This is a genomic window from Ensifer sp. MJa1 (assembly GCF_037026475.1).
Lineage (GTDB): Bacteria > Pseudomonadota > Alphaproteobacteria > Rhizobiales > Rhizobiaceae > Ensifer.
Genome location: NZ_JAKUMO010000001.1, coordinates 300,224 through 325,193 on the forward strand (window position 1 = coordinate 300,224; position 24,970 = coordinate 325,193).

At 61.1% G+C, this 24,970-nt stretch carries 33 protein-coding genes; 26 read left to right on the top strand and 7 right to left on the bottom strand.

Going from position 1 to position 24,970, the window contains the following annotated elements:
* Nucleotides 1–31: 31 nt before the first annotated feature.
* Nucleotides 32–196, bottom strand: coding sequence for a hypothetical protein (locus tag MKZ91_RS01530; RefSeq protein WP_336167267.1), 165 nt, complete (start codon nt 194–196; stop codon nt 32–34).
* Nucleotides 197–281: 85 nt separating this feature from the next.
* Here MKZ91_RS01530 and MKZ91_RS01535 point away from each other — a divergent pair, with 85 nt between their 5' ends.
* Both MKZ91_RS01535 and MKZ91_RS01540 read left to right on the top strand, forming a co-directional pair.
* Nucleotides 282–1,352: a D-alanine--D-alanine ligase family protein gene (locus MKZ91_RS01535; RefSeq protein WP_336167269.1), complete on the top strand. Its 1,071-nt coding sequence runs from the start codon at nt 282–284 to the stop codon at nt 1,350–1,352.
* A 207-nt stretch (nt 1,353–1,559) separates the two neighbouring features.
* Nucleotides 1,560–2,075 carry a BA14K family protein gene (locus MKZ91_RS01540; protein WP_336167270.1) on the top strand — a complete coding sequence of 172 codons (516 nt, stop codon included), beginning with the start codon at nt 1,560–1,562 and terminating at the stop codon, nt 2,073–2,075.
* A 450-nt stretch (nt 2,076–2,525) separates the two neighbouring features.
* On the opposite strand, the gene MKZ91_RS01545 is transcribed toward MKZ91_RS01540, so the two are convergent.
* From MKZ91_RS01545 to MKZ91_RS01560, 4 genes are all read right to left on the bottom strand, one after another.
* Complete coding sequence (locus MKZ91_RS01545) at nt 2,526–2,657, bottom strand: hypothetical protein (RefSeq protein WP_336167271.1); 132 nt, start codon at nt 2,655–2,657, stop codon at nt 2,526–2,528.
* Between the two features lie 234 nt (nt 2,658–2,891).
* Nucleotides 2,892–3,062, bottom strand: coding sequence for a hypothetical protein (locus MKZ91_RS01550; RefSeq protein ID WP_336167273.1), 171 nt, complete (start codon nt 3,060–3,062; stop codon nt 2,892–2,894).
* A gap of 550 nt (nt 3,063–3,612) precedes the next feature.
* A complete protein-coding gene (locus MKZ91_RS01555; RefSeq protein ID WP_336167275.1) occupies nt 3,613–3,975 on the bottom strand; it encodes a tetratricopeptide repeat protein in 363 nt (120 codons plus the stop codon).
* A 323-nt stretch (nt 3,976–4,298) separates the two neighbouring features.
* Nucleotides 4,299–4,823 (bottom strand): tetratricopeptide repeat protein, encoded by a 525-nt coding sequence (locus MKZ91_RS01560; protein WP_336167277.1) that lies wholly within the window; start codon nt 4,821–4,823, stop codon nt 4,299–4,301.
* Nucleotides 4,824–5,034: 211 nt separating this feature from the next.
* Here MKZ91_RS01560 and MKZ91_RS01565 point away from each other — a divergent pair, with 211 nt between their 5' ends.
* The 15 genes from MKZ91_RS01565 to MKZ91_RS01635 all read left to right on the top strand — a co-directional run bounded on the left by MKZ91_RS01565 (nt 5,035) and on the right by MKZ91_RS01635 (nt 16,300).
* Nucleotides 5,035–5,448 carry a hypothetical protein gene (locus MKZ91_RS01565; RefSeq protein WP_336167279.1) on the top strand — a complete coding sequence of 138 codons (414 nt, stop codon included), beginning with the start codon at nt 5,035–5,037 and terminating at the stop codon, nt 5,446–5,448.
* Nucleotides 5,333–6,772 carry a terminase large subunit domain-containing protein gene (locus tag MKZ91_RS01570; RefSeq protein WP_336167281.1) on the top strand — a complete coding sequence of 480 codons (1,440 nt, stop codon included), beginning with the start codon at nt 5,333–5,335 and terminating at the stop codon, nt 6,770–6,772. Before MKZ91_RS01565 ends, MKZ91_RS01570 begins: the two co-directional genes overlap by 116 nt.
* 61 nt (nt 6,773–6,833) lie before the next feature.
* The gene (locus tag MKZ91_RS01575; RefSeq protein WP_336167283.1) at nt 6,834–7,250 is read left to right on the top strand and encodes a hypothetical protein; all 417 of its coding nucleotides are present in this window, start codon (nt 6,834–6,836) and stop codon (nt 7,248–7,250) included.
* A 243-nt stretch (nt 7,251–7,493) separates the two neighbouring features.
* Nucleotides 7,494–9,551, top strand: coding sequence for a portal protein (locus tag MKZ91_RS01580; RefSeq protein ID WP_336167285.1), 2,058 nt, complete (start codon nt 7,494–7,496; stop codon nt 9,549–9,551).
* Entirely contained in the window at nt 9,548–10,246 is a 699-nt protein-coding gene (locus MKZ91_RS01585) for a hypothetical protein (RefSeq protein WP_336167287.1), read from the top strand. The genes MKZ91_RS01580 and MKZ91_RS01585 overlap by 4 nt, the downstream gene beginning before the upstream one ends.
* A gap of 101 nt (nt 10,247–10,347) precedes the next feature.
* Complete coding sequence (locus tag MKZ91_RS01590; RefSeq protein WP_336167289.1) at nt 10,348–10,743, top strand: hypothetical protein; 396 nt, start codon at nt 10,348–10,350, stop codon at nt 10,741–10,743.
* Nucleotides 10,719–11,114, top strand: coding sequence for a hypothetical protein (locus MKZ91_RS01595; RefSeq protein WP_336167291.1), 396 nt, complete (start codon nt 10,719–10,721; stop codon nt 11,112–11,114). The genes MKZ91_RS01590 and MKZ91_RS01595 overlap by 25 nt, the downstream gene beginning before the upstream one ends.
* Nucleotides 11,111–11,917, top strand: coding sequence for a hypothetical protein (locus tag MKZ91_RS01600; protein ID WP_336167293.1), 807 nt, complete (start codon nt 11,111–11,113; stop codon nt 11,915–11,917). The genes MKZ91_RS01595 and MKZ91_RS01600 overlap by 4 nt, the downstream gene beginning before the upstream one ends.
* A gap of 1 nt (nt 11,918) precedes the next feature.
* Complete coding sequence (locus MKZ91_RS01605; protein ID WP_336167295.1) at nt 11,919–12,317, top strand: DUF6258 family protein; 399 nt, start codon at nt 11,919–11,921, stop codon at nt 12,315–12,317.
* 48 nt (nt 12,318–12,365) lie between these two features.
* A complete protein-coding gene (locus tag MKZ91_RS01610; RefSeq protein WP_336167296.1) occupies nt 12,366–12,758 on the top strand; it encodes a DUF6258 family protein in 393 nt (130 codons plus the stop codon).
* A 71-nt stretch (nt 12,759–12,829) separates the two neighbouring features.
* On the top strand, nt 12,830–13,228 hold the full coding sequence (locus tag MKZ91_RS01615; protein WP_336167297.1) for a DUF6258 family protein: 399 nt from the start codon (nt 12,830–12,832) through the stop codon (nt 13,226–13,228).
* 285 nt (nt 13,229–13,513) lie between these two features.
* Nucleotides 13,514–13,873 carry a hypothetical protein gene (locus MKZ91_RS01620; protein ID WP_336167299.1) on the top strand — a complete coding sequence of 120 codons (360 nt, stop codon included), beginning with the start codon at nt 13,514–13,516 and terminating at the stop codon, nt 13,871–13,873.
* A gap of 190 nt (nt 13,874–14,063) precedes the next feature.
* Nucleotides 14,064–15,218, top strand: a complete 1,155-nt coding sequence (locus MKZ91_RS01625; RefSeq protein WP_336167301.1) for an amidohydrolase — start codon at nt 14,064–14,066, stop codon at nt 15,216–15,218.
* Between the two features lie 117 nt (nt 15,219–15,335).
* Nucleotides 15,336–15,617, top strand: a complete 282-nt coding sequence (locus tag MKZ91_RS01630; protein WP_336167304.1) for a hypothetical protein — start codon at nt 15,336–15,338, stop codon at nt 15,615–15,617.
* A gap of 311 nt (nt 15,618–15,928) precedes the next feature.
* Complete coding sequence (locus MKZ91_RS01635; protein ID WP_336167306.1) at nt 15,929–16,300, top strand: hypothetical protein; 372 nt, start codon at nt 15,929–15,931, stop codon at nt 16,298–16,300.
* Nucleotides 16,301–16,324: 24 nt separating this feature from the next.
* On the opposite strand, the gene MKZ91_RS01640 is transcribed toward MKZ91_RS01635, so the two are convergent.
* Together MKZ91_RS01640 and MKZ91_RS01645 are read right to left on the bottom strand one after the other, a co-directional pair.
* Nucleotides 16,325–16,621 (bottom strand): hypothetical protein, encoded by a 297-nt coding sequence (locus MKZ91_RS01640; protein WP_336167308.1) that lies wholly within the window; start codon nt 16,619–16,621, stop codon nt 16,325–16,327.
* A 177-nt stretch (nt 16,622–16,798) separates the two neighbouring features.
* Nucleotides 16,799–17,209, bottom strand: coding sequence for a hypothetical protein (locus MKZ91_RS01645; RefSeq protein ID WP_336167310.1), 411 nt, complete (start codon nt 17,207–17,209; stop codon nt 16,799–16,801).
* A 263-nt stretch (nt 17,210–17,472) separates the two neighbouring features.
* Between MKZ91_RS01645 and MKZ91_RS01650 the strand changes: the two genes are divergently transcribed.
* The 9 genes from MKZ91_RS01650 (at nt 17,473) to MKZ91_RS01690 (ending at nt 24,735) form a co-directional block, all read left to right on the top strand.
* Entirely contained in the window at nt 17,473–17,709 is a 237-nt protein-coding gene (locus MKZ91_RS01650) for a hypothetical protein (protein WP_336167312.1), read from the top strand.
* A gap of 118 nt (nt 17,710–17,827) precedes the next feature.
* Nucleotides 17,828–18,778, top strand: a complete 951-nt coding sequence (locus MKZ91_RS01655) for a hypothetical protein (protein ID WP_336167313.1) — start codon at nt 17,828–17,830, stop codon at nt 18,776–18,778.
* Nucleotides 18,779–18,964: 186 nt separating this feature from the next.
* The gene (locus MKZ91_RS01660) at nt 18,965–19,960 is read left to right on the top strand and encodes a DUF5309 domain-containing protein (protein ID WP_336167314.1); all 996 of its coding nucleotides are present in this window, start codon (nt 18,965–18,967) and stop codon (nt 19,958–19,960) included.
* A 146-nt stretch (nt 19,961–20,106) separates the two neighbouring features.
* Nucleotides 20,107–20,772, top strand: coding sequence for a hypothetical protein (locus MKZ91_RS01665; protein ID WP_336167315.1), 666 nt, complete (start codon nt 20,107–20,109; stop codon nt 20,770–20,772).
* A gap of 105 nt (nt 20,773–20,877) precedes the next feature.
* The gene (locus tag MKZ91_RS01670; RefSeq protein WP_336167317.1) at nt 20,878–21,588 is read left to right on the top strand and encodes a hypothetical protein; all 711 of its coding nucleotides are present in this window, start codon (nt 20,878–20,880) and stop codon (nt 21,586–21,588) included.
* 66 nt (nt 21,589–21,654) lie between these two features.
* Nucleotides 21,655–22,035: a phage tail tip lysozyme gene (locus MKZ91_RS01675; protein ID WP_336167758.1), complete on the top strand. Its 381-nt coding sequence runs from the start codon at nt 21,655–21,657 to the stop codon at nt 22,033–22,035.
* 157 nt (nt 22,036–22,192) lie between these two features.
* Nucleotides 22,193–22,756 carry a hypothetical protein gene (locus MKZ91_RS01680; RefSeq protein WP_336167319.1) on the top strand — a complete coding sequence of 188 codons (564 nt, stop codon included), beginning with the start codon at nt 22,193–22,195 and terminating at the stop codon, nt 22,754–22,756.
* Between the two features lie 93 nt (nt 22,757–22,849).
* Nucleotides 22,850–23,536, top strand: coding sequence for a hypothetical protein (locus MKZ91_RS01685; RefSeq protein WP_336167321.1), 687 nt, complete (start codon nt 22,850–22,852; stop codon nt 23,534–23,536).
* Nucleotides 23,537–23,658: 122 nt separating this feature from the next.
* Entirely contained in the window at nt 23,659–24,735 is a 1,077-nt protein-coding gene (locus MKZ91_RS01690) for a hypothetical protein (protein ID WP_336167323.1), read from the top strand.
* The last annotated feature ends 235 nt before the right edge of the window (nt 24,736–24,970 follow it).

Genomic DNA, 24,970 nt, shown 5'->3' on the forward strand with positions numbered 1-24,970 from the left:
GCCAGGCTACATCGGAAAGTTGAATGAAGCGTTAGAAGAGCAACCCATTGCTGTCGCGCGCGGCGACGATGCCGTGCGCATCCTCGCGACGCGGCAGCGCCCGCGCCGCCATCGCGGTCGCGGCGCTCGTCTCTATCCGCCGGCGGCAAGGCGACTGGTCCGGCGTGAGGCAGGGAAAACCTTGCCGCCGCGACATCGGCGCGTGTCCTTGACCCTCTTGTTGCCATCTTCGGCCGCTTCCTTCTGGTCTTCGATTTGCAGCGATTCTGGAGAGAGTTCACATGACGAAGAAGTTGCGCATTGCCGTGCTGTTTGGCGGCCGGTCGGCGGAGCACGAGGTATCGCTGATGTCGGCGCGCAACGTGGTCGCGGCACTCGACCGCAGCCGCTACGCGATCGTGCCGATCGGCATTGCCAAGGATGGCCGCTGGTTGCTGCTCGACCTTGAAAACGGCGACTTGCCCAAGGCCATTCCGGCCACGGGAACGGAAGTGGCGCTGGTGCCCGGCGGGCGGGGGCGGGCGGTCACGATTGCCGCCGACGGCAGCCAAGGCCTGCTTCAGCCGATCGAGCTGATCTTTCCGGTGCTGCACGGTCCCTTCGGCGAGGATGGCACGGTGCAGGGCTATGCCGAGACGGCCGACATCGCCTATGTCGGTTGCGGCGTGGCGGCCTCGGCCGCAGCGATGGACAAGGCGCTGACCAAGCGCCTGCTGGTTGCCGAAGGGCTGCCGGTTGCCCGCGCCATCGCCCTTCACCGCGACGACAGCTATTCAAGCGAGACGGTGCTCGAAACGCTTGGGCTTCCGGTCTTCGTCAAGCCGGCCCGGCAGGGCTCGTCCGTCGGCGTCAGCCGCGTCGACAGCCTCGAAAAGCTTCAGGCCGCCTTCGACGAGGCCTTTCGCCACGACGACAAGCTCTTGATCGAGGAGTTCGTAGAGGGCCGGGAAATCGAATGCTCGGTGCTGGAGGATGCCAAGGGCCGGATCACCGTGTCGCGGCCGGGCGAGATCATTCCGGCCGAAAGCCACGGCTTCTACAGCTACGACGCCAAATACATCGATGCCGGCGGCGCGGTGGTCAACGCGCCCGCCGACCTGTCCGAGGATGTGGCGGACCGGGCACGGGAGATGGCCGAGCAGGCCTTCCGGGCGCTGGCCTGCGCCGGCATGGCGCGCGTCGATTTCTTCCTGCGGCCGGACGGCAGCCTTGTCGTCAACGAGATCAACACCATTCCCGGCTTCACCAATATCAGCATGTATGCCAAGGCGCTGGCCGCCGACGGGATCTCCTATAGTGCTGCCGTCGAGACCTTGATTGCGCACGCGCTGAAGACGCGCGGCAAAGGCTGACGCAGGCGCGATGAACGATCCGGTGGGCGGGGGCGCGATCTGCGTGGATCTCGGCCCCACGCATGCCTGAACGCACAGGTGCAGGGCGCGGCGCCATCCGTGGAGGCCGCGCCTTTTAGCGTCACGAATATTAGGGGCGGTGCATTCATTGCGGGTTCACGTGCCTCGATGAAACTTGCGCTTGTTTTCAAACGGACAGGTGATGAGATGAAGAAGATTGGCATCGTCGTGATGGCGACGATAACGGCTCTTTCGGGCATCACGCCGGCCAACGCCGTGCCGGCTGTTGCCATCGAGCGGGTGCAAAAGAGCGACGCCGACCTGGTGCAGTACCGCGAATGGAACGGCGGCCACTATCGCCGGCGTCCCCCGGGCTGGCATGGCGGCTACCGCCCGCGGCCAGGCTGGCACGGCGGCTACCACCCGCGTCCGGGCTGGCATGGCGGCTACCGCTATGGTTACTACAACGGCTACCGCGGCTATCGCTACGGGCGCTATGGCTACCGCCGGCACAATGACGGCTGGTGGTACCCGCTGGCAGCCTTCGGCACCGGCGTCATCATCGGCGGCGCGATTGCCGCTCCGCCGCGGCGCTACGAAACCGGCATCAACTCGCGCCATGTCGACTGGTGCTACGCCCGCTATCGCTCCTACCGTGCCTATGACAACTCGTTCCAGCCCTATGGCGGTCCGCGCCAGCAGTGCTATTCGCCCTACTATTGAGGCAATCGTCTCAAGGCCCGCCGGTGACCTCCCCGGCGGGCCCTTCTTCCATCCGCAGCTTGCCGGTCGGGGTCCTGCTTTCCCGGCGAACTAGAGCATCCTGCCTTCAGGTTGAGACACTTGCGGGCGGAAAAATGCACTAGAATCAAAGTGCTAGAGCGTCCTTTGTGCATTCAGATGAACGCACGGCGCTCTCGTGGCGGCGACACGTCCAGTTCCTGGCCCGCAAACACGACGGGCATCCGGAGGCTTCTCTCCGCACCATTCATTTTTTTGGGGGGGGAGGCGGGCAAGGTCTTGGTTTCGGTTGAATGGCGGCGGCGTCGGCCTGCGCAGACCCCGACGACTGAAGGATGGACGACCGGCGGACGTGACCTTCCCGATGAGCAGCCATGGGATAACGCGCGCAGTCGCACGGGTCTTGATCCGTTTGCGGGAGAGCCTGCGGCGCTAGAATTTCAGCCGGGCATCATCATGTTCAGGAGGCCGGTGGGCGTCCTTCCGGCGGAAACCGTAGGCGAGCGCAAGCCCGAGGATGGCGGAACCAATTACGATGGCGGCAAGTCCGAAGAAATTCTCCATGGCATTTTCCTCCCAACGGGAAGCTTAACACAGAATGCGCGCAAACAAATGGCATGGCACGGAGATTGCCCGTCATGGTTACTCAAGGCGCCATTCGACGTGCCATCAATCGGCGCGCCATCACTCAACGCAATAGAGCGCTGAAGGTTCATTCCGGCGGCGTAGCCGGCAAGCGGCAGCTCTTTGAAACAGGGTGCAAGCGTCCTTTATGCATCGTCGCGAACGCACGGCGCGCTAGTAGCCCGAGCTTCCGCCGCCCTGGCTGCTTTCCATCGCCCCTTGCATGCCCTGACTTCCCTGGCCCGGGGCAGGGGTGGTGGTGGTGCGGCTCGCCTGGTCGGTGGTGCAGCCGGCAAGCACAAGGAGAGCTATGGAAATCGCGGCGATCAGGCCTCGTTGCATCATGGAACCCTCCATCTTGGGAACGGCCATTTGCCCAACATCGAACCCGACACGCGAGGCCCTGCAGGAACCACAATCGTGGGGGCACCACAGGGCGCGGTCGCGTGCGGCGGGCAATTGTATCACCAAACGGCGGTCCATGCGGTGCGGCCGACGATGGCAACGGGGGAGTGCAATAAAAAGAACAAAAAGCGAACAAAAGGCTTGCCAAGCATCCGAAAGCGGGCTAAGGATATTCCAGGCTGGCCGTTTCGTCATTGAAGCGGCCTTTTTGATTCCGGCGATCATGGGTGGCTGTCAGCGCATGGTACGTGTGGCGTCCGCCGCCGCAAGGCACGCGTTGCGTGGCTTGGCCGCTACGGCTTGTTGCCTTTAGCCGTGGCCGATCAGAGGACAAAACATGCAGCAATTCAAAGTGCTACTGCGACCATTTCGTGTGGGATAGGACACATGGCGCGGTGGGCGCATCGCAATCTCTCAGCGTCCTGTCCTGCGCCTTGACGCCCGGATCTGTTGGCCAGGGCAAAAGCGCTGCACAGACTTGCGGCTCGCTTCAGGCTTCCTGCTTGACGATGGAGCCGGCGAGCCCCGTCTCAGGCCGCGGGCGGGGCTGCCCGATGCTGCGAAGCCAGCGCGAGGCTTCCCCTGTGTCGCGGTCGACGCCAAGGCCCCTTTGATAGATGGTGACAAGACGGGCCTGAGCGGTTGGGTGCCCCTGGCGGGCGGCCTGCCGGTTCCAGTGCAGCGACGCGGCGTAGTGTTCTTCGCCGCCATCGTTGAAATAGATTTCACCCAGTTTTGCCTGGGCATCGACGTTTCCCGACGTGGCCAGTTCAAGCAACCTGGGCGATATATTGGTTGCGGACGGACCTGGGGTGAGAATGGTCTTCAACCTGCTAATCGTGTTGCGGATCATCTGCCACCTATCGCATCCATCGCGTCATTCCCGAAGCCGTGGCCGCAATGGCCTGAAAATCATTCAAGATTTTGAAGTAATTTGATTCTTTCTGATCGCTGCCGTTGAAAAAGCGGTACTTGCAAAACATCTCCGGTGGGGACGCCCAAGCAAGATCAATCCCACGCGGGCATATTGATGACGCAATACAACCTGAAGTCAAGTTGGCAAGCGTGACATCAGGCGTGACATCAACAAATCTCTGTGACCGGTTGTCATGACGGGCGCCTCGAAAGGCCCCGTTGCTGCTTTTGCGGCCCGCTGCCGCTGCCTTCGTCCGTTCGTCAATCCGGCTTGGCCTGACGCTGAAGCCGCGCGAGGAGTTGCAGTTCTTGCTCTTCGGTCAATTTGGCGAGGACCGATCGATAGTAGGCAGTGGTCCACGCACGCCCTTCGGTATCGTCTCGGGCATTGAGATAGGAAAGCGACGCCCAATAGGCCGATTCCATCAGGTTGGCCTTGACGACGGTGCCGTTCTCATAGGCAACCGCGACCATCAATTGTGCGCCGTGGTGGTTCTGCTGGGCCGCGCTGTACCACCACTGGAATGCTTTTTCGGGATTGCGCTCGACGCCGAGCCCCTCGTGATAGATCGTCGCCAGCCGGCCCTGGGCCCCGACGTGTCCCGCAAGCGCGGCGCGTTCGTTCCAATGGTGGCAGGCGGCATAGTTTTCCTCGCGATCGTCGAAGAAGTGTTCGCCAAGGGCGGCCTGGGCATCGACATCACCCGCCTCGGCGAGTTCGAACAGCCGTCGCGACACGACGGCGCCGCCCGCTGGCACGGAAGCGATCGCACTTGGAGACGACACGTTTGCTGCTTCGGGCGAGGGCGGGGCCGGTTTCGCGAACGTACGATACAGTTTCGCCCCAATCTGCCGATCACCTGCTACCGCCTCCACAAATCATGCCGCGACCAAGCGGCCCATTGGCATTGATGGCGAAATGCAACTCCCGGTCACGATGCGCGTCCGCCTTGCGCTCGAGGAGTGTTGCCGCATGTCCACGCCACGGAGCAATGCCATGACAACCAGACCCGCCAAGGACCCGAAGACCGGGCGCTTTCTGCCGCGCAGCGAACGGGCAGGCGCAGGCGTAGCGGAAGGTGCGGGCGCCGTTCCTCGCTCGCGCGCCCGCAAGGCGGTGCGCAACAAGCTCGGCGAGCTCTTTCTCGAAGACATGCTTTCGGCCTGGGAAGCCCGGGGGGCTGCGGCGATCCACGCGCTGATCGAGAAGAACCCGAATGATTTCTTAAAGACGATCGCGGCGCTGATGCCGAAGGACGTCACCATCCATGCCAACCAGATCGGCGAGATGACGGATGAACAACTCATCAAGCGGATCCAGAAGCTCGACCAGACCATCCGGCCTTTCCTTGCTTCTCAAGGAACGGATGGAACTGGCGATGGAGATCGGGCGGCGGCAGCAGACGAATAGGCTGCGCTACTACCAGCCCTATCAGAAGCAGAAGGCGTTTCACGCGGCGGGTGCTGCCTTTCGCGAACGGCTGTTCATGGCCGGAAACCAGCTCGGCAAGACACTGGCCGGGGCTGCGGAAGCGGCGATGCATCTGACAGGCGACTATCCCTCTTGGTGGGCGGGCCGACGGTTCGAGCGACCGATCACGATGATCGGCGGCTCGGAATCGCACGAGCTGACACGCGATGGCGTGCAGCGGCTGCTCGTCGGCCCGCCGATGAGCGAGGAGGACTGGGGCACCGGCTATCTGCCGAAATCAGCCCTTGCCGGCTGGACCCGACGGTCCAGCGCGTCCGGCGCGCTCGACAGCGTGACGGTGCGCCACGCTTCGGGCGGCACCTCGACGCTGCTCTTGAAAGCCTACGAGCAGGGGCGGGCGAAGTGGCAGGCCAACACGGTCGACTATGTCTGGTTCGACGAAGAACCGCCGGAGGACGTCTATTTCGAGGGCATCACCCGCACCAATGCGACGGGCGGCTCGGTCGCCGTGACGTTTACGCCGCTCAAGGGCATGAGCTCGGTCGTCAGCCGCTATCTGCTGGAACCATCGGAGGATCGGACCGTGGTGACGATGACCATCGACGATGCCGAACACTATTCGCCCGAGGAGCGCGCGAAGATCGTTGCCAGCTACCCGGCGCACGAGAAGGAAGCGCGCACCAAGGGTGTGCCGACGCTTGGGTCCGGCCGGATTTTCCCGGTGACGGAAGAGCAGATCCGCGTCGAGCCCTTCGAGATACCGAGGCACTGGGTACAGATCGGCGGGCTCGATTTCGGCTGGGATCACCCCTTTGCCGCAGCGCTTTGCGCCTGGGATCGGGATGCCGATGTCTTCTACGTGACCCGCTGCTACCGCGAGCGCGAGGCAACGCCGATCATCCATGCGGCGGCACTCAAACCCTGGGGGGCCTGGCTGCCATGGGCCTGGCCGCATGACGGCCTGCAACATGACAAGGGCTCGGGCGAGCAGCTCGCGGCCCAATACCGCGGGCAGGGGCTCGCGATGCTGCCTGAACGCGCAACCTTCGACGACGGCACCAACGGTGTCGAGGCGGGGATTTCCGACATGCTGCAGCGCATGCAGACCGGGCGCTTGAAGGTGTTTTCGACCGCTGGCGACTGGTTCGAGGAATTCAGGCTCTACCACCGCAAGGACGGCCGGATCGTCAAGGAACGCGACGACGTGATTTCGGCCTCTCGTTATGCGCTGATGATGAAACGCTTTGCCCGGGTGAAGGCGGACAACGCCGCCTGGGCCTTTACCGACCGGAGGGTTCTCTGATCGGCAGAGAACCACCTTGCCGGAAGCGAACTTTTAACGCGGGCTCGCTACCAGTGCGGGTATGTATGTTTTCTGGGGACGCAAACGGAAGCTGATTTGGGCGCTGCTTGGCGCCCTGTTGGTCATTTCGATTTTAGCCAACGTTCTGCACCAGAACGGCATCATAGCCGCGCGGAGCGCCACTCTCTCGGTCTATGCCTGGTCAATACTGTCTCTCGCCTTCATCGCCGCGATGATACTAAGGCTCGAGCCCGACTACGTTTCCAGGCTCTTCGACGTCATGCCGGTGGCGGAGATGAAGCGAGCCTACCTGTGGTTCGGAGGCATGGTGATGTTCGCGACCCTGTCGAGTGGCATGGCACGGCAAGAAGGGTTCATGCCCGTCGCTCAGTTCGTCGCGTCGGCCAGTGGCATATTCGTTCTTCCAGACTGGTTGGCCGCGGTCAGGTCTCATCGAAGGTCTCGCCGCAAGGGCTGAAGCAACCGACCAACGGCTGCCCTCCGTTGCCGACCTGTCCAACATTTGGCGACAGCAAGCATTGAGCAGGCGAACAAAGGGCCTCGCTCCCCGGTGTTCGCCGTCACCAATTCATCACGACAAACGATGTTCTTGCGACATCCTTCCGCTGCCGAACAGCCCCAGGCGCCGGGCCGTACCCGTTCGTGCCGTGCGTGGCAACACCAGCATCTCAACCAAATTTCCACCCTGAAAGGTTCTCTGATGGCAGCGATGACGAAACCGGAACTGACGGAGCTCGTGGGCCAGCTCGTCAGGGATTGCGAGGACTATCGCGACCAGCTTTCGGCGGCGCGTGTGCGGGCGATGGAATATTATGACGGGGTGATGGCCGATGTGCCGGCGGAAGCAAACCGCTCCAAGGTGGTTTCGCGTGACGTGCGGGCGGCGGTGAAGAAGGTGCTGCCTTCGCTCATTCGCACCGTGCTTGGCAATGACAAGGTGGTGGAATACCAGCCGGTCAACCAGGGCGACGAGGCGGGTGCGGAGCAGGCGACCGACTACATCAACTACATCGTCTTTCCCGAAAGCGACGGCTATGACGCGGTGCAGGACGCGGCGCACGATGCGCTGAAGCTCGGCAATGGCGTGATCCGCTGGTGGTACGAGAAGAGAAAAAGCGTCGAAGTTTCGACCCATAGCGGGCTCGACGAGGCGGCGCTGGTGCAACTCATTGCCGACGACACGGTGGAGGTGCTGGAACAGGCGCAATCGGTCGAGCGGATCGAGCTGCCGACCGGGCCTGTCGAGCAGCCTGTCTTCACCGTGAAGATCCGCCGCATGGCGGAGCGCGGGGCGACCAGGCTTGCCGCCGTGCCGCTCGAGGAATTCCTCGTTCATCCGGATGCGATCTCGATCGACGACAGCCCGATTGCCGGGATCAAGCGGCGGATGCGCCGCTCCGATCTCATCGCCATGGGCTACGACCGCGATCTCGTCGAAGGTTTCGCCGTTGCCGGAAATGCGGACGGCGAGGACGAGGAGTTTGCCCGAAGGCGTGGCATCTTCGGCGATGGAGAGGAGACGGCGACGGCGCTGCAAGAGGTCGACTATTACGAGCTCTATGTGAAGGTGGATGCGGATGACGACGGCATTGCGGAACTCCGCCGCCTGGTCTTTGCCGGCGGCACCGGGGCCGACAATCTGCTGGAAGACGCGGAATGGGACGAGGTGCCCTTTGCCGATCTCATCACCGAGCGGCGGCCGCACCAGCGCGAGGGCAATGCGATCACCGACGACATGGCGGAGATCCAGCGGGTGAAGACCGTGCTTCTGCGCCAGACGCTCGACAATCTCTACTGGCAGAACAACCAGCAGCCGATCGTGCAGGAAGGGGTTATCCAGAACCCGGAATCGGTGCTGAACCCGAAATTCGGCCAGCCGATCCGCGTCGGCCAGGGCGTCGATGTGCGTGGTGCCGTCGGCTATACGGCGGTGCCGTTCGTGGCGCGCGAGTCCTTCTCGATGCTCGGCTATCTTGACCAGGAGGCGACTGACCGCACCGGGATTTCCGATGCGTCGAGCGGCATGGCGCCGGATGCGCTGCAGAACATGACGGCGAAGGCGACGGCCCTCGTAGAACAGGCGGGCATCGGCCAGACGGAGCTGATGGTGCGCACCTTCGCGCAAGGGCTGAGGCGGGTGTTCAAGGGGCTGCTCGGGCTCACCATCAAGCACCAGGATCGTCCGCGGGCGGTGCGCTTGCGCGGCAAATGGGTGACCTTCGACCCGCGCCACTGGAACGCCGGCATGGATGCGACCGTCAACACCGGGCTTGGTGCGGGAACCCGCGAACGCGACATGCTGATGATCCAGATGATCCAGCAATTGCAGGAAAAACTGCTGACGACGCTCGGGCCTGACAACCCTTACGTCTCGCCCGACAACCTCTACAACGGCATTGCCAAGACCGTGGAGGCGGCGGGGCTGAAATCGCCCGACCTTTACTTCACCAAGCCGACGCCTGAGGACATCCAGCGGCGGATGCAGGCGGCTGAGCCGCAGCAGCAGCCTGACGCGGGCATGCAGCAACTGCAGATGCAGATGCAGCTCGCGAACGAGAAGGCGCGCATGGACGGCGAAAACGCCAGGCGCAAGCTGGAGATGGAGCGCGAGCTGAAGCTTGCGGAGATCCAGCAGAACGGCGCGCTGAAGCGCTACCAGATCGACGCCGAACTCAACCTGAAACGTGAGCAGAACCTGGCCGAAATGGCCGGCGGCACGGCGCTGACGACAGCGCATATCGGAGGGATGCCGGGATGATCAGAATGAACAAGCGAGCATATGACACCTTTGGCGTGAAACCGGGTCATACCGCCGTTGGGGGCATGCCGGACGACGGCCTGTACGAAACCGGCGCGCCGTCGACGACGGCGCTGGAGCTGCGCGATTTCGGCGAGGAGGCCAACAGCCGGTTGCCAGGGTGGGGCAAGGAGCATGGGCGCGACAAGGGCGTGGAGGTGGCTGCGACCTATGTCATGTCCAATACGAATCCGACGGGTTGGCCTATTCAAGCTCTGCTTGGCAACAACATGCACAGTGGGCTTTTTATCATTCCCGACAATGGCGATCCTGAGGGGCGTTTCCTCTACGATCCGTCAGGTTCTTACATGAGCAGAGAAATGGGCAGCGGGCGTGCTTTATATGGATCGCAAGTGTCTCCTGAGGACTATCTGCAGTATCAGCTTCGTGATGGCCCCAATGTAACCGTGCGCAAGTTTGCGACGACGCCCGAAGAGGAGGCTGAGATCATCCGGCGCGCGGACGAGATTGGCGGCGGGGGACTGGCGCGTTGCACGACTTCTGTGAGCGAGGCAGTTAGCGGCGTTGGTCCTTTTCGCGGGGTGGAGAAGACCGACTGGCCGGTTGTCCTGGATCGGCAGTTGCGCGGTCTGGACAGGCATGTGGACGAGGCCACCGACTTGGAAAGCTTGCGCCGTGTGCTGAGGAAGCCGTAAATCCTCGTCTTAAACTCAGGGTGGCGCAAAATCGCCGCAATCTCTAGAGTAGAAATCGCTGGCCCCAACGTTCACCGACGCAACAGCGGATCCGAGAACCGATGCAATACACGCTATGGAATACCGTCCGCGTTCTCGTTTGCTATGCGGTTATGCTGCTTGTTGCGAAACTGCTCTATGGGCGCTTCTTCCAGTGGTATATGGCGCCCTATGCCACGACCTATTTTCTTGTGGCATTTGTCCCGCTTCACACAGTCTCGCTTCGCAACCGCGTCTTACTCATCACCGTCTTCATGCTTTTGACGATCGTTGCGCGCGCGTACCATTGGACATTCGTGGCCGATGGCACTTTTGACAGCGAGTCGTTTGTGCGGGGCCTGTTTCTGTATTCCCTGCATAGCTGGATCGGCCCCAACTACCTGGTCTTCGTGCTCACCTATGTGTTCCTGGAAAGCCGTCTTGTGCGACGGTCTTGTCCGGCAGTCACGAAACCATAGACGATGGCATCGCGAAGACGGTGGAGGCGGCGGGGCTGAAATCGCCCGACCTCTACTTCACCAAGCCGACGCCCGAGGACATCCAGAAGCGGATGCAGGCGGCGCAGCCGCAGCAACAGCCTGACGTGGGCATGCAGCAACTGCAGATGCAGATGCAGCTAGCGAACGAGAAGGCGCGCATGGACGGCGAAAACGCCAGCCGCAAGCTGGAGATGGAGCGCGAGCTGAAGCTTGCGGAGATCCAACAGAACGGCGCGCTCAAACGCTACCAGATCGACGCCGAACTCAACCTGAAACGCGAGCAGAACCTGGCCGAGATGGCCGGCGGCACGGCGCTGACGACGGCGCATATCGGAGGGATGCCGGGATGAGGCGGATCAGCAATTTCGACGATTTCTATGAAGCGCCGATCGGGCTTGGCGGCGCACTGGAGCTTCGCGATTTTGGCGAGGAGGCGAACAGTTGGGCGTCAAACCGCGATAATCCTGAGCGCGGCGATATCTACCGGCAAACCGGCCGCCCGGTATCCACAGGGTTGCAATTCCAATCGCACCCGCGTTGGGACCGCAATCGAGGCATGCGGGATAATCGTGTGCGCGGGTTGGTCGATTTCGTCAGCGGACCTGATGCCGACAGGAACGACGATGGAATTCCGGACAACTACCAGACTTCGGATGATCGCGCCCTGGCGCCGTCCTCTGTCTACGAGCCATTCCCCGGAAGAAGCCGCAGGGAGGACGGCATTCCGCTGTTCGGCCCGGGCATTGCGGGGCCACACAGCGGAATGCCGACAACCTCCAGATATCTCGACGAGCAGCGCGAGAAGTTGCGAATCCGCCAGGAGGAATTGGAGAGGGCACATGTTATCGACGAGAAAACCGGGTGGCCCATTCAGCGCTACATCGGCGATGACAACGGTAATACCATGCTGGAACCGTTGGGGGGCAGCACCGTGCCTGGGAAGAACCCGGTTGACACGCACACGCGCTATCCGAATGGATCGAACTATCAGAGGTTGAACCCCGAAGGGCATGGCACCAGAAAGACGCCGCATGGGCATGGACACCTTGAGGGCACCGGTCCAGGCAAGTCGGGACAGGGAGCGTCGATTGATGTTTGGGGCAATGTGGTGCCATACAATAGCCCTGACGCGCATTGGCCATTGAGGAAGTGAAATGAAGCCGGACGAATTCTTGAACTCGATTTATCTCGGTGACCGTGCATGCAAGGCCATCCTGCTGGACGGATGGAAGAACGAGGTGAAGATCCAGATTGATGCCATATCGCGGGTCCGGGGAGAGGCTTGGGATTTCTACTCTGCTGAAGACGTGGTGGATGGTTTCCTGGTGTTCGAGGGTGTTGATCACATTTCCTTCGACCCGCCCGGCAACATGCCGAATGATGATTTCGGAGATATCGAATTTCTGGGATTCGAAGGCGGTCGCTTCACTGTGGTGCTCGATATGGGCTTCTGCGACGAAGCCGGAACGTATGGTTCGGTGAAAACCACTATCCGGGCGAAGGCGGTCGCGATCGAGAAGCCAGGTGAAGAAGGCGAGCGGATCAGGGACTAGGTCGGCAAAGGCCCGAACGAAGCGCATTGGCCAACAAGGTAACGAAGCATGAAACCCGACGAATTCCTGAACTCGCTCTATCTCGGTGACCGCGCCTGCAAGGCGATCGTTCTCGATGGCTGGAGGGAGGAGGTCAAGATCCAGGTCGACTCCATATCGCGTCTTCGTTCGGGACCGTGGAACGTGAACGAAAATGTACGCGATGGTTTTCTGGTCTTTGAAGGAGTCGATCACGTTTCGTTCGATCCGCCCGGACGAATTCCGAACGATGAAATCGGCAGCATTGAGTTCGTTGGTTACGATGGTGAGAGGTTTACGGTCGTAATCGAATTGGGCGCTGCCGACGAGGTCAGCGACTACGGATTCATCAAAACGACCATACGGGCGAAAGCGGTGGCGATTGAGGAACCGGGTGAAGAAAGTGCGCGGATCCGGGATTAGGCTGGGCCGATTGCCCGAAACAGCGGTCATCCCAGAGATGTGACGCGCGTTCTGGCTCATAAGGAAATGAAATGAAACCGGATGAATTCCTGAAGACGATCCATTTCGTCGACTGTGCATGTAAGTCCATCGTGCTTGACGGCTGGAAGGACGAGGTCAAGATCCAAATTGATTCCTTGTCGCGCATGCGCGGGGAAACGTGGAATTTTTACACTGCTGAAGACGTTGACGATGGTTTCCTGGTGTTCGAAGGGGTTGATCACATTTCCTTCGACCCGCCCGGTCGCTTGCTGAATGACGAGTTCGGTTCCATCGAGTTTCTTGGCTACGATGGGGATCGCTTCACGGTCGTTATGGAAATCGGCTCGGGGTACGAGCTCGGGGACTATGTGAAAGTCAAGACTACTATCCGGGCGAAGGCTGTGGCGATCGAGAAGCCAGGTGAAGAAGGCGAGAGGATTAGGGACTAAAACAGCGCGCGCACCGGCAGGACGGCGCGCGGGTCAGGGATTAGGATAGGCCGTTTGCAGGAAACATCGGACGGTGCCCTGACAAGATCGGGTGATAGCCTTGTGCAATCAGAGGAGGTTTTTTCTTCCGCTTCGCGTTTAGGGCGCATATGCCACAGTTAGCTTCCAGGCAAAGCCAATAGGCCTGCCAAAGTTTGGGTCGGCAAGAACAACCCCTCATGCTTCAGGTATCCCATGCGGTACATGGTTCTCAATACGATCCGAGTTCTGTTGAGTTACGTCGCCATGCTGACGACCGTTGCCTGGTTCTTCGGTCGCTATGTGGACTTCACCACCGCCCTGTTGTTTTCGTCGCTCTACCTGTTCGCCTTGGTGCCGCTTTCTGCCCGACCTCTGTGGAAACGGCTTCTGTGTATCTGCTTGGCGGCAGTCGTTTTGATGATCGTACCATTCGGATACTTCTTCGTTGCCAACAGCATCGACAGCGTCAATTTTCTTTTGGAAACAATCGCAATTGTGGTCATCTTTGGCCTTTTTGGGCCCCAGACTTTCGTGTTTCTGCTGACCTATATCGCCCTCGATCTTCCCGTCAGAAGAATTGCCAAGGCACAGATAGCATTGCCGGCGCGAGAGAGCACGATCTAGCAGTAGCCGACGTTGTGCCCTGGAAGTCCTGATGCACATTGGCCGATGAGATAAAAATGATGAAACCGGACGAGTTCTTGAGCACTATTTGTCCGGGCTGGCCGATTGAATCCAGAACGCGTGATGGCGCGATTGGCGACACCCTTCGTGAGCTGCTAAGAGCAGGGAAACTGGAATGCGGAGGGGCTGAATGTTTCTGATCGACCATGAACTCGAGGCACTGACGGCCTTTCGGCGCGACCTGCATCGGCGACCGGAGGTTTCGGGCGAGGAGCGGGAGACGGCGGAGACGGTCGTTGCGGCACTTGCCGAGACGAAGCCGGATGCGGTGATCACTGGCCTTGGCGGGCATGGGGTGGCGGCGGTCTATGAGGGCAGAGAGCCCGGGCCGACGGTGATGGTGCGGGCCGAGCTCGACGGGCTGCCGATCGAGGAGATATCCGAGGTTGGGCATCGCTCGGAGATTGCGGGCAAGGGACATCTGTGCGGCCATGACGGGCACATGACGATCCTGATGGCGCTTGCCAAGGGGCTCGGGCAGAAGCGGCCCGCCAAGGGCAGGGCCATCCTGATGTTCCAGCCGGCGGAGGAAAACGGCGCTGGTGCTGCCGCCGTGCTCGCCGACCCAAAATTTTCAGGGATCAAGCCGGATCTGGTCTTTTCGCTGCACAATTTCCCGGGATTGCGCTTCGGCCATGCGGCGCTGCGCACGGGGCCGGTCAATTGCGCCTCGCGCGGCATGCGGATTTCGCTTTCCGGCAAGACCGCGCATGCCTCGACGCCGGAGGACGGCATTGCCCCGACCTTTGCTATGGCCACGTTGCTTTCCGGGCTGACGGCGCTTGGCAAAAACGGGCCGCTTAACGAGGACTATACGCTGGTCACGGTGACGCATGCCCGGCTCGGCGAGGCGGCCTTCGGCATCAGTCCTGGGTATGCCGAGATCTGGGCGACGCTCCGCACACTGACCGACGAGCGCATGGCCGACCTCGTGGCCCGCGCCGAAGCGTTGGTCGCAAGCGAAGCGGAGGCTGCGGGGCTGAAGGTTGCGATCGGCTATGAGGACGTGTTCCACCAGTGCAGCAATGCGGAAATCGCGGTGAGCGCGCTGGAGCGGGCCATGGAGGAGGAGGGCGTCAGCCACGATCGCGGCGAAGGCGTGCTGCCGATGAAGGGATCCGAGGATTTCGGGCTGTTTGGGCGCGTGGCGCCTGCTGCGATGTTCTTTCTCGGGGCCGGCGAGAGCCACGCGCGGCTGCACAATCCGGACTATGATTTTCCCGATGGCCTGATCGGCATCGGCGCCAAGGTCTTCATGCGGGCGATCCGTAACGAACTGGGGTGAGGGCGGCCGAAGGTCGCTTGCGCGACGGCCATTGTGACGGCACTCTTTGAAATTGTGCAGTTCCGGACCGATGGCCTGTTTCGCGTCGCGTCGGGGTTTGTCTGGGAGGAGCAGGGGATGAGGCAGTGCAGCTTTCGTGTCGCGCTTTGCCTGGCACTTGCGGTTTCGGGGATGTCGACTGCTCGCGCGGCCGATACGCCCGAGCCCGATGCTGCTCCTGAGTCGCAGCAGACCGAGAATGCCAGCCTCAAGGACTTCATCAAGGCCAATCCGGATTGCCTGGAGTTCACCGATCAATGCTCGCATTGCGCCGTCGTCAACGGCGTCGCCGAATGCTCGACGGCGGAGATTGCCTGCATCAGCCGAGAGAACCAGTGCACCAGGCGGGCGAGCAAATAGGTCGGTGCAAAAGGCCCGACTGCAGGCAACGGGGCACCGGCTACCGCTTGTCGATCGGGTGATGGCTGGTTCGCAAAGATTCCGGCCTCATTCCAAACTGTCGAGTTGAAATGCATGAGCGCCGCCACCGCGCTCAGGTCGGGACACCGATAGAAGCCAATCCAACAACCACCAATGCACGCAAGTGTGCGGGCCTTCATCTGACGCGCCTCGATGGGTCGCCGGAACGAGCGCTCGTGCGTGAAACCCGGAACGAGCGCTTGCGCGTGAAACCCGGAACGAGCGCTTGCGCGTGAAACAAGGAGAGTGACATGAATTTTCTGATCAACCAGGGCCTGAAGCGCGTCGGTAGAAAGCTTGGCAAGTCGATGTTTAACGACACGCTCAACGTGCCCGAAGCCTACGCGGACAGGATTGCCCGGGACTTTGGCAATGAATGGCACGATGCCTACGAAATCTACCGCCAGAATCCTGGTTTTTGGGAAGACGCATACGGAAAAGACGCGCAAGAACTCAAAGGGCCCCCGAAATTGGCGCCGGCGTCACGAACCTCCCGACTGCCAGAAGCGCCTGCCCCGGAAGCACCGGTCAATGATGCGCAGCACAACGACCGTGGCTTCTGGGAGGGCCTGTTCCCTGGCCGCTCCTCCCTGCGAGAGGCGCAAGGCCGGTGGCGTGAATGATCCCAGTGCGTCGGTCGTTCGCAGCTAGAAGCCGCGGGTGACGGCGAGGTAAGCGACCAGGCATAGGACCCAGAAGAGCGCAGCTGCGACCATGCTCATGTCGGAGTTCAGGAGAAGGCGTCCATCCTCCTGGCGTTTCAGGCCCAGCCAGTTGAAGCCGGTGCCGGAGGCATAGATATCCTCGACCTGCACCCGACCGAAGCTGAACAGTGGAACGATCAAGCGTGCCACGCGATGCAGAAGAAGGCCGAGAACGATGATATCGAGAATGTTGAGGACGATGCCGACGACAGCATCGAGGGCAACTCCGACTTTCTTCATGCTCCAAATCTCCAGGATGTCAAACCGATGCCACCGCGATGAGGGCGGCGGCAAACAAAACTCAGGCACGCGGTAAAGTGGCGTTCACCATCGTGTTTTTGCATACTGGTAGCGCGGAACAAAAGCAGAATCAATCCCGCACAGGATCAGCACGCTCCGCGAGCCGCCAGCCTCCCGCTATTCGAGGCTTTCGAGCGCGATGTAGAGTGTGCCGAGTTCCTGCCAGCCGGAGCCAGTTCTGTAGTAGAGCCTTTCGTCGTGCGGCTGGCCGTTTGCGATCAAGGCCTCGTCGCTTCCATCCGCGAAGGAGCAGCAGGGATCGGCACCTTTCCAGGACGGCGCAACGCGCAAGCGGTAGCTTTTGCCACTCATGAAGAAGCTTAAGCCGACGTCATAATCGCCGACCGTGAAGCTGCAGTTGCTGTCGTAGCCGCACCAGTTGCTTGCGTGCTCGAAGGTCTTGTCGGTCTCAAGCAGGAGGGCCTTGACGCGGACACGTGGCTCTCCCGACTGGCCGATCGCCGTGACCGGCGAAGCCGCGGCAGCGAGAAACAGGGCGGAGAGTATCAAGCTCGACAATCTTCTCATGGGCTCCTCATACGATGGTGTGCGCTCCGATGACTGGTGCACGGCCGTTCGCGCCGCTGGTGCCAGGCGATGGCCATCCGGACCGGGACCTCTGACGCCGAACGGCCGGGCAGGCGGTATCTCGTTTGCCAACCTCTGAGCCACCCAGAGTAGTAGAATGTGTCGTTTCGCACATCGGTAGCGTAGAACAAAAGCAGAATCAGGGCGACGTTCGACATGACTTTTCAGTCGAAAGCGACTGCCCTTCAACCGAGGCCAACAGCATGAAACCAGAGGAACGGGCAGCGGCTGCGCGCGCCATTCTCGACGTGCCCTATTTCGACGAACTGATGAACGAGCTGGAATGGGCGGCGATCAATGGCTGCATCCACGCCGCGCTAACAGATGACGCGGGCCGGGCGGCCCATGCGGCCGAAGCCCGTGCGATTAGAAATTTCCGCAGCAAGCTCAAGTTCCTGACGGAGCAAGCCAAGGCTGACGGCAAGGGCGCACCCGCCTGACGGGCAAGCGCTTTCAAGTGCCGCTTCGGGCAGACGGCTGAGCGGCCCATACATCTGAAAACGCAGTTCCGGACGTTTCACACTTTTCCTGGAACTGCTTCTCAAAAAAGGTCACGCCATGACGAACGATAGTGCCAACCTGCCTTTCGGCGGGAGCAAAACCGTTGACCCCGCGACCGGGCTTGACGGCGCCGATCTCGATTTCTGGGAGCCTGAAGACGAGGCCAACCTGGAGCCGGGAGGGGCTAGCGAGTGCGGCGCAGATACGGCCGATGACCAGGGCAACCACGACCCTGACGATCCCGACGACGAGCCGACTGATCCTGACGGGGACGCGGCGGCCAACGAAGACGCGGATTTTCTGGTTGTGCTGAAAGGCGGCGAGGAAGTGCCGTTTTCCGAGCTCAAGCTCGGCTACATGCGGGACCGCGACTACCGCCACAAGACGCAGGATATCGCCAATCGCGGGCGGGCGCTGGAAGGCATGGCAAACCGGGTGGCGCAATCGGCCAACGCCTTTGCCAACCTCCTCGCCAGCCAGATCCCGCCGGAACCGCCCGAGCACATGGCGGCACTCGATCCGGACGGCTACCGCCGGCAATGGGCGCTGCATCAGGCGGGGCTCAACAGGATCGACGAGATCCTGTCGATTGCCGAGGCGCCGGCGACGGTGGTGGATGCGCTGTCGCAAGCGGAAAGCGACGAAGAGCTCGAGGCAGAAAATGCCAGGCTAATCGAAGCTTTTCCCGAAACGGCTGATGCGGAGGGACGTCTTTCCTTCTTTGCCGGTGCCTTCGACGTGGCGGAAAGGCTCGGCTTTTCGGAAGACGAGGTGCGGGAAGTCACTGACCATCGCCTGTTCAAGCTCGCGCATTATGCCCGTCTCGGCCTCGCCGCCGAGCAGGCGAAGAAGCGGGCGATGAGCAAGATCGCTCACGCGCCGGGGCCGGTGGCGCGGCCAAGGCCGGCGGCCAGGGCCGGACAGGCGCCGCGCCAGAGCCGCGAAGCGATGAAGCGGCTGTCGAAAAGCGGCTCCATCCGTGACGCGATGGGCGTCGACTTCGACTGACCGGTGGTGGCCGGCATCGTTCGATGCTCGTCAGAATTTTGGTCCGGAAACTCCCGTAATCAATTGTTTTAACTGGCTTCTGTCCGGATCGCACGCCTCCCATTCGACCGAAACTGATCTTGCTGTGCGCGCGCCTTTTCCGGTGCGGGCGCTGCCGACCTATCTCAATCAATCAAGGACACTATCATGGCTGTCGTAGCAAACACCTTCACGACCTCGCAGGCCGTGGGCAACCGCGAGGAGCTTTCCGACGTCGTTTCCCGCATCACGCCCGAGGATACGCCGATCTATTCGCTCATTGAAAAGGGCAAGTGCAAGACGCACCACCCGGAATGGGAGACCGACGAACTGGCCGCTCCCGGCGAAAACATCCGCCAGGAAGGCGACGAATACACCTTCGGATCGATCATCGCGCCGACCAGGCTCGGCAACTACACCCAGATCCTGCGCAAGGACTGGATCATCTCTGCCACCCAGGAAGTGGTGGCCGAGGCCGGCAATGTGCAGAAGCGCAAGTACCAGAAGCTGAAGAAGGGCGTGGAGATCCGCAAGGACCTCGAATTCGCCATCGCCGACACCAATGCTTCGGTCGCCGGCGCCACCCGCGAGCTCGGCTCGCTGCCGACCTGGCTGACGACCAACGTTTCGCGCGGGGCAGGCGGCGCCAATGGCGGCTACAACCCGACGACGGGCCTGACGGTGGCGCCGACCGACGGCACGCAGCGCCCCTTCACCAAGGCGATCCTCGACCAGGTGATGCAGACCGGCTACCAGAACGGCGCGAACTTCCGCCATGTCTCGGTCTCTCCCTACGTGAAGTCGGTGTTCGTCACCTTCATGTCCGACGCCAACGTCGCGCCGTTCCGCTACGCCGTCTCGCAGGGCGGCGAGCGCAACACGATCGTGGCCACCGCCGACTACTATGAGGGCCCGTTCGGCACGGTGATGATCCACCCGAACCGGGTGCAGGCGGGCAGCGCGAAGCTCGCGCGCAACGCCTACTTCCTCGACACCGACATGCTCTCCTTCCTCTGGCTGCGCAACATCCAGGAGGACAAGGCGGTCGCCAAGACCGGCGACGCCGACAAGGGCGTGATCATCGGCGAGGGTACGCTGAAGGTGCACAACGAAAAGGGCCTCGGCGTTGCGGCCGATCTGTTCGGGCTGAGCGCGGCGAGCTGAACGGAATATAAATTCTGGAGCGGGCGGACCAAGGTCCGCCTAAGACTCTCTCTGAAAACAAGACTCTTTCTGAAAAAAAACGCGATACGACGGATGAGAGCCGTCCATCCCGCGTGCCACCCATTGCTGGCCCAAGGAGGCGAAGTTTGAAAATTCCATTCAAGAAGGCGGTAGCCGACTATGTTGATTACGACAGGCACGAACAAGCCATAGAGGCCCTCAACAACAGGAACTATCCGGAACGGACGACTACGCCGTTGGCGAACTTGCGAGACATCAGCGGCATTCGAAACGCCAATGCGCACGCCTACACGAGCGCCATGATCGAGCGGGAGAACTTCCCGGGTCTGGCCAGCGCGCTCGGTACCGGGAGGGAATGGGAATCCTGGATATCCGATACGTGGAAGGGTGAAGACAATACGAAGGACCACCTGCGTGATGAGTGGAACAACGATGTCGGCCGACAGATAGGGCGCTACGCCAAGGAGCACGGCCTGGGCGAAGAGGATGTGTTCGGGCTGGTCGATTATGCCCGACGCAACGGCGACCTGATCCGCTCGATCAGTGACATTGTGCCGGACCCCCGCCTCAAGATGTACTCGGAGGCGTCCGAGCAGCCGTCCTGGTCGGGCCCACCCCCGCGCAACTTGCCGCCTCTGGAGGCACTGCACGAAAAGCGGGATCTGCAGCGGATGCAGGCTAATGCCGATGGCTGGCAGTCAAAACCTCCTCTGCCCGAGGAGGGTTTCTGGAGTGGGCTTGTTCCCGGTCGCGGCACGCTCAAGCAGATGATGAAATCATGGCGTGAATAACGCACCGCATAAGCTGTGGAGAAGGACCGATTTCAACCTTGTGTTTGTTCTTGAAATGTTCTAGTGGGCAGATGTCTGGTTACGCTCTGCAAGTGAGGAGGCGGTATGAAGAAGTGGCTGAAGGTATTGGTCTACACTGTTGTCACTCTCTTCGGGCTGTTCGTCGTACTGGTCGGGCTGGTCTTCGCGATCTTCGATCCGTATTCGTTTGAAGACATGAGCCGCGGCGGAATTTGCGAAAGGAGCGGTGATGTAGCGCCGGAATGCGCGATGCCGCCGGAGAGCGCCGAGAAGGTGTTGGCTGCATTGCTCACGTGCGACGCCCAATTCTTCAAGACCCTTGACGAAGAGAAGGCTGTTTTCGAGAGGGCGAATATCGTGGCTCACCCTTACAAGCTTCTCGACGCAGGCGAGCCGCGGACTTCCGTTGTGCCGTTCTCTCAGCCCGTCGAGGCGTACGGACTTCACCTCACCGGATACGCGCAACAGGCCGTGCCGGGAAAGAGCGACTACGCGTGGGGGTTTTATGCGTCGGAACAGCCTGACGAGGTCGAGCGCGCGCTGGATATGGCCCGCAACGACGCGTTGGCAGCAAACCCACGTTCCGGCGCGTTCGCGATAACGGCATCCGACACGCCTGATTTTCCTGGAACACGGCTTGGTTGTCGTGTTGTCGGGGCTGGGGCTTCCAACGTCGAGGATTTGCCTTCGATTTACGACCTGTTCCTGTCTCGAGACATCAGTACGGCACTCTCCGATAAGTTCGATCTCTTCGTTGCGTCGGCGATGAAGACTGCTTCGGATTTGGGGCGATAAAAAGATCCTGTCGACGATCGCCGAGGCAAGCTCGAGAGCGGTGGCTTTGGTCGGACTTTCGGCAACCTGTGGCAAAATGGGCGCGTGAACGGAAACGCCTACGGCTATCCGCAGTGGGACGATCGCAGGGAGGCCTTCTTCAAATGGGCAGACGACCGTGGATTGCCGCATGAGTCCTACGAAGCGAATTACGGCTTCATAAAGCACGAACTTCTCAACGGCGAGCAGGGGGTGCGGGAGCCATTGTCGATTGCCAAGGATATCGACAACGCCACCTACGTCGTCGCCGACAAGTACGAGCGTCCGAACCCCGCCAAGATGAAGCTTGCCGAACGTCAAGAGCTGGTGCGGCGGGTTCTGGGACTTCCGGATTACTCTGTCGAGACACCCGTTCCCCCTGCCAATCCGATGCGCAATCCCATCTCAGATCCACCCTGGCGGCGCTAGGCGGCATCAAGGGTGTGGCCGTGGCCGAAGGACGGTCGTGTCACAGTTCACACGATTCCGTTGCCATTGCCGAGTTCGTCAAGGCGGCAACTGTGGTCGGCTGTGCCGGGTAAAAGATACGATTTCTTCTCAACGATGCCTTGTGTTTGTTCACTTAATGTTCTCCAAGATGAAACCAGACAGCCTTTCCAGGAACATTGCCGCGAGCAAGGCCAAGGCCAAAGCTGAGGGACGGGAGTTCAATTTCAATCCCTACGGCGATGGCGGTGAACAGCATCTCAACAACTCCGCCGGGATCGCTGGTGCGTCAATCGTCGGGCGCGTGCAAGGCGAAGACGTCGTGCCTCATGTACCTGAGGACGAACTGGAAAAGATGCCTTTCACAGATGGGGTGGCCGTACCGCCCAATGGATTTCCAGGGCCGCGAAGGACAAATCCGCAGTTTACCTATGATGGGCGGGCAGCCGTATCCAAGATGCGTGGCGAACTGGATCCCTACCAGGGGTTTGACACGCCCAAGGAGCGGCTGGCACTGGAGCGCAAGGCGACCTCGTCTTCACTGGAAAGCCTGCATGACAAACGCGAGGCCTGGCAAATGTGGCCGAGCAAGCGGGTGCCTGCAGAAACAACGCCGCCAGTGTCCGATCTGCAACGATTCTGGCGGGACAATGTGCCGGGCCTGGACAACCTCTTCAATGCCTCGCGGAAATGGCTTGAATGATCGCCGCAAGACGCTGTGGCCGGGTATGCACCGCCTTGCGCGCTTCTCGAAAAGTCAAGAGAAGCCGGCACGTCTATTGCGTGTGTTCCTGTAATGTTCTACAAGAATAGCGGGAAAGGTTGCTTGAGCGCACATTTTTCGTGTGGCGTCGTGGAGCGAGTTTTGAACGTTGCATGGGAGTTGCAGGTCGGTGTTACATCGTTGTTTCGCAAAGTGTTTGGTCATGGCCGCCGTCATGGCGCATGCGACGCCGGCATTGGCGGGGGCAAGGGCGTTGATGCAGAGAAGGCGTTTGACGCTTTCCTGGACTGCAGGCCGGAGTTTTTTGCGGTGCTGCGGGACGAGGGGCCAGCCTTTGGCGCGAGCGAGGTCGTTTCGCCCGCACCTGATCTCGCCGGCGAGGGCATGACGGAGACGGCCAAGGTAACCTTTGCCGCTCCGATTGACGTCGATGGCATTCGTCTCCTGAAGTACTCGCAAATGAAGGCGGCCGGACAACCGGACGCCTGGTGGTGGGGTTTCGTCACCGACCGTGCACCAAAGGATCTCGCCGACGCTATCCGTGTGCGCGAACCCACGGCGGAGTTCTTTGTGCAGGGCGAGGTGATCTTCCGTGTCATCGAAGAGGGAAAGTCTGGCGGCGGCACGGCCTCGGCGCGCACGATGATGATCAACGAGTCCGGAAATCCGAACCAGTCTCTCGTTCTGTGCATCGTCACGTCCGACCTGATGGGCGACATGACGTCACTGCCGGATGTCAGCGGCATGTTCAGGCAATAGGCTTCAGGAGCGGAAACAGGAAATGCGCGCTACCCCGTTTGTCAGTATCATTCGCGTCCTGCTGGCGCTTGATGGTGGGGACGCCTGTTGCCGCAGAGCCTGGCCAGGCGAACGTCGAGAAGGTGTTCGACGCGTTTTTGACCTGCAAGGTCGATTTCTTTGATCTCTTGGCCAGCGCCCAGGCGGATTTTCCGGCGAGGGAATTCCAGTCGCATGAGGATCATATCGCACCGGTCTGGGTCGACAGACGAATGGTTCCGTTTTCTGCGCTGGTGAATGTCGACGGTGTGCCCCTCAACGGTTACATCCAGCAACACAACGAGGCTGCCAGCGGCCCCAGCCTGACCTGGGGATTTTCTGCGAACCGGAAGGCAGCCGAGGTTGCCAAGATGATCGAGGCGCGCCTTTCCGACGTCCGGTTTGCTTCGACCGATGCAGGAGGTTTTGAGTTGCGCCTTGAACCTGCAAATGCCAAGCCAGTGTCGGGGATGCGACCCGGAGAAAGTTATCGGAGCCTGCTTGTTTTTCAGGATGACCGCTCAGATCGTTCCATGATCCTCTGCAATGCGAGCGAAGACAGGATGTCGGAGCTCAAAACCGACGAGAGGACAGGCAGGAAGCGGCTTCCGCCCACGACCAGCCTTTTCGTTCTGCCGAAGACGGCGAACGAGGAGGACGCGCTTGAGGCGTTTTCTCGCTGCGATGTGACGTTTTTCACGACGCTCGCGCAGGCCAAGGCGCGGTTTGGACGCGTGACGATCGAACCGCTGTTCGTAGCCGCACCGGATGGTCGGGTGGGGGAAGTCTCAGGCAGTACGGTGACCTTTGCCGAGCCAATCCGAGCTTACGGGCTGGATCTGAAGGGATACACCCAGATGCTGCACAAGAAGGACGGCAAGCCCGTCGCCTTCTGGTGGGGGTTTCGCGCCGAGGAAGATGTGCGGCTTGTCGCCCATTGGCTATCGACGCGCACAGAGACCCTGAGCAGGGCGCAACACATCGGCTGGGGGGAATGGGCGCTGGAGACGCGGCCTCCGGCGAGTGCCGGAAGCGAAGGGGCTGAGGGGCAATCCTACCGTGTCTTCAAGGTCGAACGGTCGAATTTTCCGTTGCTCACGAATGTGCTTTGTGGCGCAACGGCCGACATGATGGGCGACATGACAGAGTTTCCCAAACCCGAAAGCTTGTTCAAGCAATGACATCGGCACGGTAAACCGCAGCGACGGGCCACAGGTCCTGGCCGGTTGGGATCTTGCCCATGGATTGGCGGTGGCGCCGTTTTCTTCGAACGTACCACAGCGCCGCCAGAGATAACGGTTTGACCTCGCGCGAAAGCCCGCTGGAAACGTGTCGATCGACCTCGGCGCTGTTGCGGCTCCGTCGGGGCAATGCGTGTGGTCGTTGTACTTCCGGCTGTTGTCGCGCCTTTGAGTT

Excerpts from the sequence above, each read along its gene's own strand:
- MKZ91_RS01530 (WP_336167267.1), bottom strand. The coding sequence starts at position 196 with ATGTCGCGGCGGCAAGGTTTTCCCTGCCTCACGCCGGACCAGTCGCCT.
- MKZ91_RS01535 (WP_336167269.1), top strand. The coding sequence starts at position 282 with ATGACGAAGAAGTTGCGCATTGCCGTGCTGTTTGGCGGCCGGTCGGCG.
- MKZ91_RS01540 (WP_336167270.1), top strand. The coding sequence starts at position 1,560 with ATGAAGAAGATTGGCATCGTCGTGATGGCGACGATAACGGCTCTTTCG.
- MKZ91_RS01545 (WP_336167271.1), bottom strand. The coding sequence starts at position 2,657 with ATGGAGAATTTCTTCGGACTTGCCGCCATCGTAATTGGTTCCGCCATC.
- MKZ91_RS01550 (WP_336167273.1), bottom strand. The coding sequence starts at position 3,062 with ATGATGCAACGAGGCCTGATCGCCGCGATTTCCATAGCTCTCCTTGTG.
- MKZ91_RS01555 (WP_336167275.1), bottom strand. The coding sequence starts at position 3,975 with ATGATCCGCAACACGATTAGCAGGTTGAAGACCATTCTCACCCCAGGT.
- MKZ91_RS01565 (WP_336167279.1), top strand. The coding sequence starts at position 5,035 with ATGACAACCAGACCCGCCAAGGACCCGAAGACCGGGCGCTTTCTGCCG.
- MKZ91_RS01570 (WP_336167281.1), top strand. The coding sequence starts at position 5,333 with ATGAACAACTCATCAAGCGGATCCAGAAGCTCGACCAGACCATCCGGC.
- MKZ91_RS01575 (WP_336167283.1), top strand. The coding sequence starts at position 6,834 with ATGTATGTTTTCTGGGGACGCAAACGGAAGCTGATTTGGGCGCTGCTT.
- MKZ91_RS01580 (WP_336167285.1), top strand. The coding sequence starts at position 7,494 with ATGGCAGCGATGACGAAACCGGAACTGACGGAGCTCGTGGGCCAGCTC.
- MKZ91_RS01585 (WP_336167287.1), top strand. The coding sequence starts at position 9,548 with ATGATCAGAATGAACAAGCGAGCATATGACACCTTTGGCGTGAAACCG.
- MKZ91_RS01590 (WP_336167289.1), top strand. The coding sequence starts at position 10,348 with ATGCAATACACGCTATGGAATACCGTCCGCGTTCTCGTTTGCTATGCG.
- MKZ91_RS01600 (WP_336167293.1), top strand. The coding sequence starts at position 11,111 with ATGAGGCGGATCAGCAATTTCGACGATTTCTATGAAGCGCCGATCGGG.
- MKZ91_RS01605 (WP_336167295.1), top strand. The coding sequence starts at position 11,919 with ATGAAGCCGGACGAATTCTTGAACTCGATTTATCTCGGTGACCGTGCA.
- MKZ91_RS01610 (WP_336167296.1), top strand. The coding sequence starts at position 12,366 with ATGAAACCCGACGAATTCCTGAACTCGCTCTATCTCGGTGACCGCGCC.
- MKZ91_RS01615 (WP_336167297.1), top strand. The coding sequence starts at position 12,830 with ATGAAACCGGATGAATTCCTGAAGACGATCCATTTCGTCGACTGTGCA.
- MKZ91_RS01620 (WP_336167299.1), top strand. The coding sequence starts at position 13,514 with ATGCTGACGACCGTTGCCTGGTTCTTCGGTCGCTATGTGGACTTCACC.
- MKZ91_RS01625 (WP_336167301.1), top strand. The coding sequence starts at position 14,064 with ATGTTTCTGATCGACCATGAACTCGAGGCACTGACGGCCTTTCGGCGC.
- MKZ91_RS01630 (WP_336167304.1), top strand. The coding sequence starts at position 15,336 with ATGAGGCAGTGCAGCTTTCGTGTCGCGCTTTGCCTGGCACTTGCGGTT.
- MKZ91_RS01635 (WP_336167306.1), top strand. The coding sequence starts at position 15,929 with ATGAATTTTCTGATCAACCAGGGCCTGAAGCGCGTCGGTAGAAAGCTT.
- MKZ91_RS01640 (WP_336167308.1), bottom strand. The coding sequence starts at position 16,621 with ATGAAGAAAGTCGGAGTTGCCCTCGATGCTGTCGTCGGCATCGTCCTC.
- MKZ91_RS01645 (WP_336167310.1), bottom strand. The coding sequence starts at position 17,209 with ATGAGAAGATTGTCGAGCTTGATACTCTCCGCCCTGTTTCTCGCTGCC.
- MKZ91_RS01650 (WP_336167312.1), top strand. The coding sequence starts at position 17,473 with ATGAAACCAGAGGAACGGGCAGCGGCTGCGCGCGCCATTCTCGACGTG.
- MKZ91_RS01655 (WP_336167313.1), top strand. The coding sequence starts at position 17,828 with ATGACGAACGATAGTGCCAACCTGCCTTTCGGCGGGAGCAAAACCGTT.
- MKZ91_RS01660 (WP_336167314.1), top strand. The coding sequence starts at position 18,965 with ATGGCTGTCGTAGCAAACACCTTCACGACCTCGCAGGCCGTGGGCAAC.
- MKZ91_RS01670 (WP_336167317.1), top strand. The coding sequence starts at position 20,878 with ATGAAGAAGTGGCTGAAGGTATTGGTCTACACTGTTGTCACTCTCTTC.
- MKZ91_RS01680 (WP_336167319.1), top strand. The coding sequence starts at position 22,193 with ATGTTCTCCAAGATGAAACCAGACAGCCTTTCCAGGAACATTGCCGCG.
- MKZ91_RS01685 (WP_336167321.1), top strand. The coding sequence starts at position 22,850 with ATGTTCTACAAGAATAGCGGGAAAGGTTGCTTGAGCGCACATTTTTCG.